This window comes from Phenylobacterium sp. (assembly GCF_030697305.1).
Taxonomy (GTDB): domain Bacteria; phylum Pseudomonadota; class Alphaproteobacteria; order Caulobacterales; family Caulobacteraceae; genus Phenylobacterium.
Genome location: NZ_JAUYQL010000009.1, coordinates 1 through 5,046, shown reverse-complemented (window position 1 = coordinate 5,046; position 5,046 = coordinate 1). Strand labels below are relative to the sequence as shown.

General features: G+C 66.9%; 7 protein-coding genes. 5 read left to right on the top strand and 2 right to left on the bottom strand.

Annotated elements, in window-relative coordinates:
• Positions 1-60: 60 nt before the first annotated feature.
• From Q8R27_RS00865 to Q8R27_RS00855, 3 genes are all read left to right on the top strand, one after another.
• Positions 61-675, top strand: a complete 615-nt coding sequence (locus tag Q8R27_RS00865) for an NUDIX hydrolase (RefSeq protein ID WP_305697231.1) — start codon at positions 61-63, stop codon at positions 673-675.
• Positions 676-699: 24 nt separating this feature from the next.
• A complete protein-coding gene (gene cysE / locus Q8R27_RS00860) occupies positions 700-1,548 on the top strand; it encodes a serine O-acetyltransferase (protein ID WP_305697230.1) in 849 nt (282 codons plus the stop codon).
• Between the two features lie 61 nt (positions 1,549-1,609).
• Positions 1,610-1,816, top strand: a complete 207-nt coding sequence (locus Q8R27_RS00855) for a DUF3126 family protein (protein WP_305597390.1) — start codon at positions 1,610-1,612, stop codon at positions 1,814-1,816.
• A gap of 65 nt (positions 1,817-1,881) precedes the next feature.
• Here the strand turns inward: Q8R27_RS00855 and Q8R27_RS00850 are convergent, their stop codons facing one another.
• A complete protein-coding gene (locus Q8R27_RS00850) occupies positions 1,882-2,658 on the bottom strand; it encodes a PhoH family protein (RefSeq protein WP_305697229.1) in 777 nt (258 codons plus the stop codon).
• 300 nt (positions 2,659-2,958) lie between these two features.
• Here Q8R27_RS00850 and Q8R27_RS00845 point away from each other — a divergent pair, with 300 nt between their 5' ends.
• Positions 2,959-3,486: a gamma carbonic anhydrase family protein gene (locus Q8R27_RS00845; protein ID WP_305697228.1), complete on the top strand. Its 528-nt coding sequence runs from the start codon at positions 2,959-2,961 to the stop codon at positions 3,484-3,486.
• A gap of 8 nt (positions 3,487-3,494) precedes the next feature.
• On the opposite strand, the gene Q8R27_RS00840 is transcribed toward Q8R27_RS00845, so the two are convergent.
• On the bottom strand, positions 3,495-4,046 hold the full coding sequence (locus Q8R27_RS00840) for a PAS domain-containing protein (protein ID WP_305697227.1): 552 nt from the start codon (positions 4,044-4,046) through the stop codon (positions 3,495-3,497).
• A gap of 174 nt (positions 4,047-4,220) precedes the next feature.
• Here Q8R27_RS00840 and Q8R27_RS00835 point away from each other — a divergent pair, with 174 nt between their 5' ends.
• Positions 4,221-5,036, top strand: a complete 816-nt coding sequence (locus Q8R27_RS00835; RefSeq protein WP_305697226.1) for a hypothetical protein — start codon at positions 4,221-4,223, stop codon at positions 5,034-5,036.
• Positions 5,037-5,046 lie beyond the last annotated feature (10 nt).

Here is a 5,046-nt window from a genome sequence, read left to right as displayed (position 1 = left end):
TATGCCGATAGGTAGGCCATTTATGGGGTAGGGCGCGGCTTCCGCAAGCAAGTTGAGAGTATGTCGCAAAAACCGAACTGGCTGCGCGCTCATGGAACCCCCTGGAAGAGCGCAGCCGAACGGGCGGTCTATCACAACCCGTGGATCCGCCTGACCGAGCACGACGCCGTCGCGCCCACCGGGCGCGCAGCGCTGTACGGGGTCGTGCGGTTCGCCAACCACGCCATCGCCATCCTGCCCGTGCATGATGACGGAACGATCATCCTGGTCGGCCAGAACCGCTTTCCGCTGGGCGACTATAGCTGGGAGATCCCCGAGGGCGGCGCGCCGCTCAGCGAAGCGCCTTTGGTCGGCGCCCGCCGCGAACTGCGCGAGGAGACCGGCCTGGAGGCGGCCGAGTGGCGCGAGGTGCTGCGCCTGCAATTGTCCAATTCGGTCACCGACGAGCAGGCCTTCGGCTATCTGGCCACCGGCCTCAGCCCCGCGTCCGGCGGGGCTGCGCCAGACGAGACGGAGCAGTTGGCCACCGTGCGCGTTCCGTTCCGCGAAGCGCTCGACGCGGCGCTGGCGGGACATATGCGCGACGTCTTAACGGTGGTGATGTTGCTTCGCGGCTACCATATGGCGCGTGAGGGAGCGTTGCCGGACGCATTGGCGCGGGCCATGTTAAGGTAAGGCTGAGGGATCAAGGAGTTCAGCATGGGTCGTGAAGAGCCGAAGAGCCAGCGCCTGGAGGTCATAGACCCGGCCACGCCGCCGCCGGTCTGGCCCTCCCTGCGCAACGAGGCCGAGCGCGCCGCGCGCAGCGAACCTGCGCTGGCCTCGCTGCTGAACGCAGTGGTCCTCAGCCACAACAACCTTGGCGACGCCCTGTCCTATCAGATCGCCCGCAAGCTCGGCGACCAGGAGCTGCGCGCCATGAGCCTGCGCGAACTGGCCGACGCCGCCTACCGCGCCAATCCGCACCTGGTGGACATCGCCGAACTCGATCTGAAGGCGGTGTTCGAGCGCGACCCGGCCTGCAAGGGCTACGTCCAGCCGTTCCTGTTCTTCAAGGGCTTCCAGGCTCTGCAGACCCAGCGCGTCGCCAACTGGCTGTGGAACCAGGGGCGCGAGACCATCGCCCTTTATCTGCAGAGCCGCATGTCCGAGGTGTTCCAGGTCGACATCCATCCGGCCACCAGCATCGGCCACGGGGTGTTCATCGACCACGGCACCGGCATCGTCATTGGCGAGACCGCGGTGATTGGCGACAACGTCTCGATGCTGCAGGGCGTGACCCTCGGCGGCACCGGCAAGGAGCGCGGCGACCGCCACCCGAAGATCGGCAAGGGCGTGCTGTTGGGCGCCAACGCCACAGTCCTCGGCAACATCATCATCGGCGATTACGCCAAGGTCGCTTCGGGCTCGGTGGTGTTGAAGCCGGTTCCCCCTGGCTGCACCGCGGCGGGCGTGCCGGCGCGGCTTACCAACTGCCCGACTTGCGCCGAGCCCGCGCGCAGCATGGACCACACGCTCGCCGAAGAGGTCTACGACTACGTGATCTGAGGTAGGAATGCAGCAAGCGAGCCGCTAGGTTCGCCTCGCTGAGTCCCCAAGGAGCCCCGTCGTGGACGAGAAAACCATCCGCAAGGTCGAAGGCCACCTGCGCGGCTCCTTCGCCAACGCCCGAATCACCCTGGTGCCCAGGCCGAAGCAGAAGGACTCCTGCGAGGTCTACATCGGCGAGGAGTTTATCGGCGTGGTCTATCAGGACGAGGACGAGGACGGCTCGTTCATGTTCGAGATGGCCATCCTGGCGGAAGACTTGTCTTAACCGCGGGATAGATGGGGCCGAGGCGGCAAACCGCGGAGCCTTTCGACCCCGCGGTCTTCAGCGCCTCAGAGAACGCTGAGCATCTCGGCGACCAGCGGGTGGCGGACGATGTCGCGGTCCTGCAGGCGCACCACCGCGATATTGTCGATCGCCTCCAGCTTCGCCGCCACCGGCCCCAGTCCCGATAGCTCAGGCAGCAGGTCCGACTGGTTGGGGTCGCCGGTGACCACCATGGTCGAGTGCCAGCCCAACCGGGTCAGCAGCATCTTGAGCTGCACGTAGGTGCAGTTCTGCGCCTCGTCGATCACCACGAAGGCGTTGTTCAGCGTGCGCCCGCGCATGAAGCCCACCGGCGCGATCTCGATCGCGCCTTCGGCCATGAGAGCGCGCACCCGCTTCATCGACAGCCGGTCGGACAGCGCGTCGTAGAGCGGCCGCAGATAGGGGGCGAGCTTGTCCTCCATCTCGCCGGGAAGGAAGCCGATTGATTCGCCGGCCTCCACCGCCGGGCGCGACAGTACGATGCGGCCCACGCGGCCGGCCTCCAGCGCCTCCACCGCCTTGGCGATCGCCAGATAGGTCTTGCCCGTGCCTGCCGGGCCAAGCGCCAGGACCAAGTTCTTGGCGTCTACCGCCGCGATCATCTCTTCCTGCCCAGGAGACTTGGCCTTGATGGTCTTGAGGTAGCCCTGTTCCCGGTCGTCGTTGGAATGGGAGAGGGGAGACCAGGCGCGTTCGATCGGCAGGCGCCGGACCTTGTTATCATCGTCGAACTGACCGGCGTCGAACGCGCCTTCGCGCACGTGGCGTTTCACAGCTCGCTTGGTCATCAAGGCCTCCATGGGGACAAGAAAAAAGGGCGTGTCCGCAATGGACCGCCCTTTGGGAACGACGCTTTGACACAGGGGCGGCGGCACGCGCCGCCGGGTGGCTCGTTTGGACCTGACGCTGGCGACGGGCAGAGCCGTCGGAACGACAAACGCGGCACCCTTTGCTCCGACTAGAGGAGACCGCGCCCGAAAGCCGGACGCGGTGGGATGCGGAAGGGCTATCGACCCCCCGAATCGCCTGACTAGAATAAGCGTAGCGGCGCTTTATGAACGATTAAACGCGACGTTCTGTCCGAGAAACGGGGTGGAAAGATGGGTGCTTATAACTTGGGCGGCATAGCGCCGCAGTTGCCCGAAGACGGCGAATATTGGATTGCGCCTAACGCTGTCGTGATCGGCCGGGTGATTCTCAAGAAGAACGCATCGATTTGGTTCGGCGCAACCGTGCGTGGCGACAACGACGTCATCGAAATCGGCGAGAACACCAATATCCAGGACGGCTCGGTGCTGCATACCGACGCCGATGTCCCCCTGACCATCGGCGCCAACGTCACCGTCGGCCACATGGTCATGCTGCACGGCTGTACGGTGGGCGAGAATTCGCTGATCGGCATAGGCTCGATCGTGCTCAACGGCGCCCGCATCGGCCGCAACTGCCTGATCGGCGCCAACTGCCTGATCACCGAGGGCAAGGAGATCCCCGACAACTCCCTGGTCATGGGCGCACCGGGCAAGGTGGTGCGCGAGATCAGCCCGGCCCAGGCCGCGACGCTGTCGCGATCGGCCGTGGGCTACGTCGCCAACTGGCGGCGCTACAAGGCCGGGCTCGCCCCGCTCTGAACCTGACGTCAGGCCATCCGCCGCCCGTCCAGGGTGGCCAGGCGCAGGCGCGGCGCCTCCTCGTTGGCGGCGCCGGCGCTGCGGATCGTGCGGATCTTCATATCCAGCGCCAGGCGCCCGCCCAGTTTCGCGGTGAAGCCCAGTGGCTGATACAGTCCCAGGAACCGGTCTTGCGCGCCGGCCACGCCGGTCAGCGGGGCGAACAACACCTCCATCGGCATCTCCGCGCCATCCGCGCGAACCTCGCAGGTGGCGACGATCGGCTCAGGGCGCAGCCGCGCCTCCTCGAGCGCCGCGCGCAGGCGGAAACGGTCGGCCTCGGCCCACAGCGACAGCGCATTGCGCGCCCGCAGGTCGCCGCCGTGCAATTCGCTGAGGTAATCGCCAGCCAGTCGCACGGGGTAGACCCCAGAGGCGCTGCGCCCGAGGATGAACACCCGCGAGATGATGTCCGCGAATTCTGACGGATCGACGTCCGCGCGGGCCGGGCTTTCGCCCGCCCGACTGCGGCTTCGCCAATAGTCTATCAACCGTTCTGTTGTTGAATGGAACATCGACATCGAGACGCACGTCCGGTTTCGCGGCCTTCGCTGCGACCGCACAGGCCTTGCAGAACGATGCGGACCAACCGCCAAACGTCCCGCTCCGGGACAGGCGCGAGGTCGGGGTCAGGGCGTTTTCGAACGCCGGGGCCTGTCGCTGAGACGACGGACGTTTGAAGGAGGGGCCGTCTTATGAAGGCGCGAATCACACTGCTGGGGCTGGCCGCGGGCCTGGGCCTGTTCTTCGCGGGCGGAGCTGCGCTGGCGCAGTGCTGCGCGCCACCGCCGCCCACCTGCTGCGCGCCGCCTCCGCCCCCCAGCACGCCGCCGTGCTGCACGCCCGGGCACAACGTCAACATTCCAGGCGTCAACGTCTTCGTCGCCCCGACCGTTGTGGTCAACGCCAGCGCCAGAGCTTCCGCCGGCGCATCGGCGGGCGGCGGTGCGGGCGCGATGGTGTTCTTCGGCGGCGGTGGTGGCGGCGGCGGTTATGCGCCCCCCTCGGCCACCGGCCTGATCTCCGGCCTCAACGTCGGCGGCGGCGTCAAGCGCGTCGCCTACCAGGCCACCCGCACCCGCACCAAGCGCGTGGTCATTCAGGCCGTCTGCATCGACGACCGCCAGATTCCGCACCCGGCCTCCCAGGTCCGCGCCGACCGTGAAATCAACGATCTCTATGACGGCGAACTCTATCGCTGCATCGCCGGGGCCAGCCTACAGGCGACGATCTCGGAGTACGAAGGCCGGATTGACTTCTCCAAGGGCGAGACCATGGCCTGCGCCAAGGGCCAGGCGCTATACCACGCGCCCGGCGGCAAGGTGGATTGCCGCCGTCAGAAGCCGGCCCGCGACTGCAACGAACGCTCCCTGCTCCGCCGCTTCGGCGCGGGCGTGAAGATCCTGACGATGACCGTTGTCGAGACCTACACCGCCTACCGCGAGGAACAATCCGAAGCCGTGCTGACCAGCATGAGCATCGACGGCGGCGTCGGCGGCGTGGCCTACTAGGCGCGGCCGA

Coding starts and splice junctions, on each gene's coding strand:
- Q8R27_RS00865 (WP_305697231.1), top strand. CDS start 61: ATGTCGCAAAAACCGAACTGGCTGCGCGCTCATGGAACCCCCTGGAAG.
- cysE (WP_305697230.1), top strand. CDS start 700: ATGGGTCGTGAAGAGCCGAAGAGCCAGCGCCTGGAGGTCATAGACCCG.
- Q8R27_RS00850 (WP_305697229.1), bottom strand. CDS start 2,658: ATGGAGGCCTTGATGACCAAGCGAGCTGTGAAACGCCACGTGCGCGAA.
- Q8R27_RS00845 (WP_305697228.1), top strand. CDS start 2,959: ATGGGTGCTTATAACTTGGGCGGCATAGCGCCGCAGTTGCCCGAAGAC.
- Q8R27_RS00840 (WP_305697227.1), bottom strand. CDS start 4,046: ATGTCGATGTTCCATTCAACAACAGAACGGTTGATAGACTATTGGCGA.
- Q8R27_RS00835 (WP_305697226.1), top strand. CDS start 4,221: ATGAAGGCGCGAATCACACTGCTGGGGCTGGCCGCGGGCCTGGGCCTG.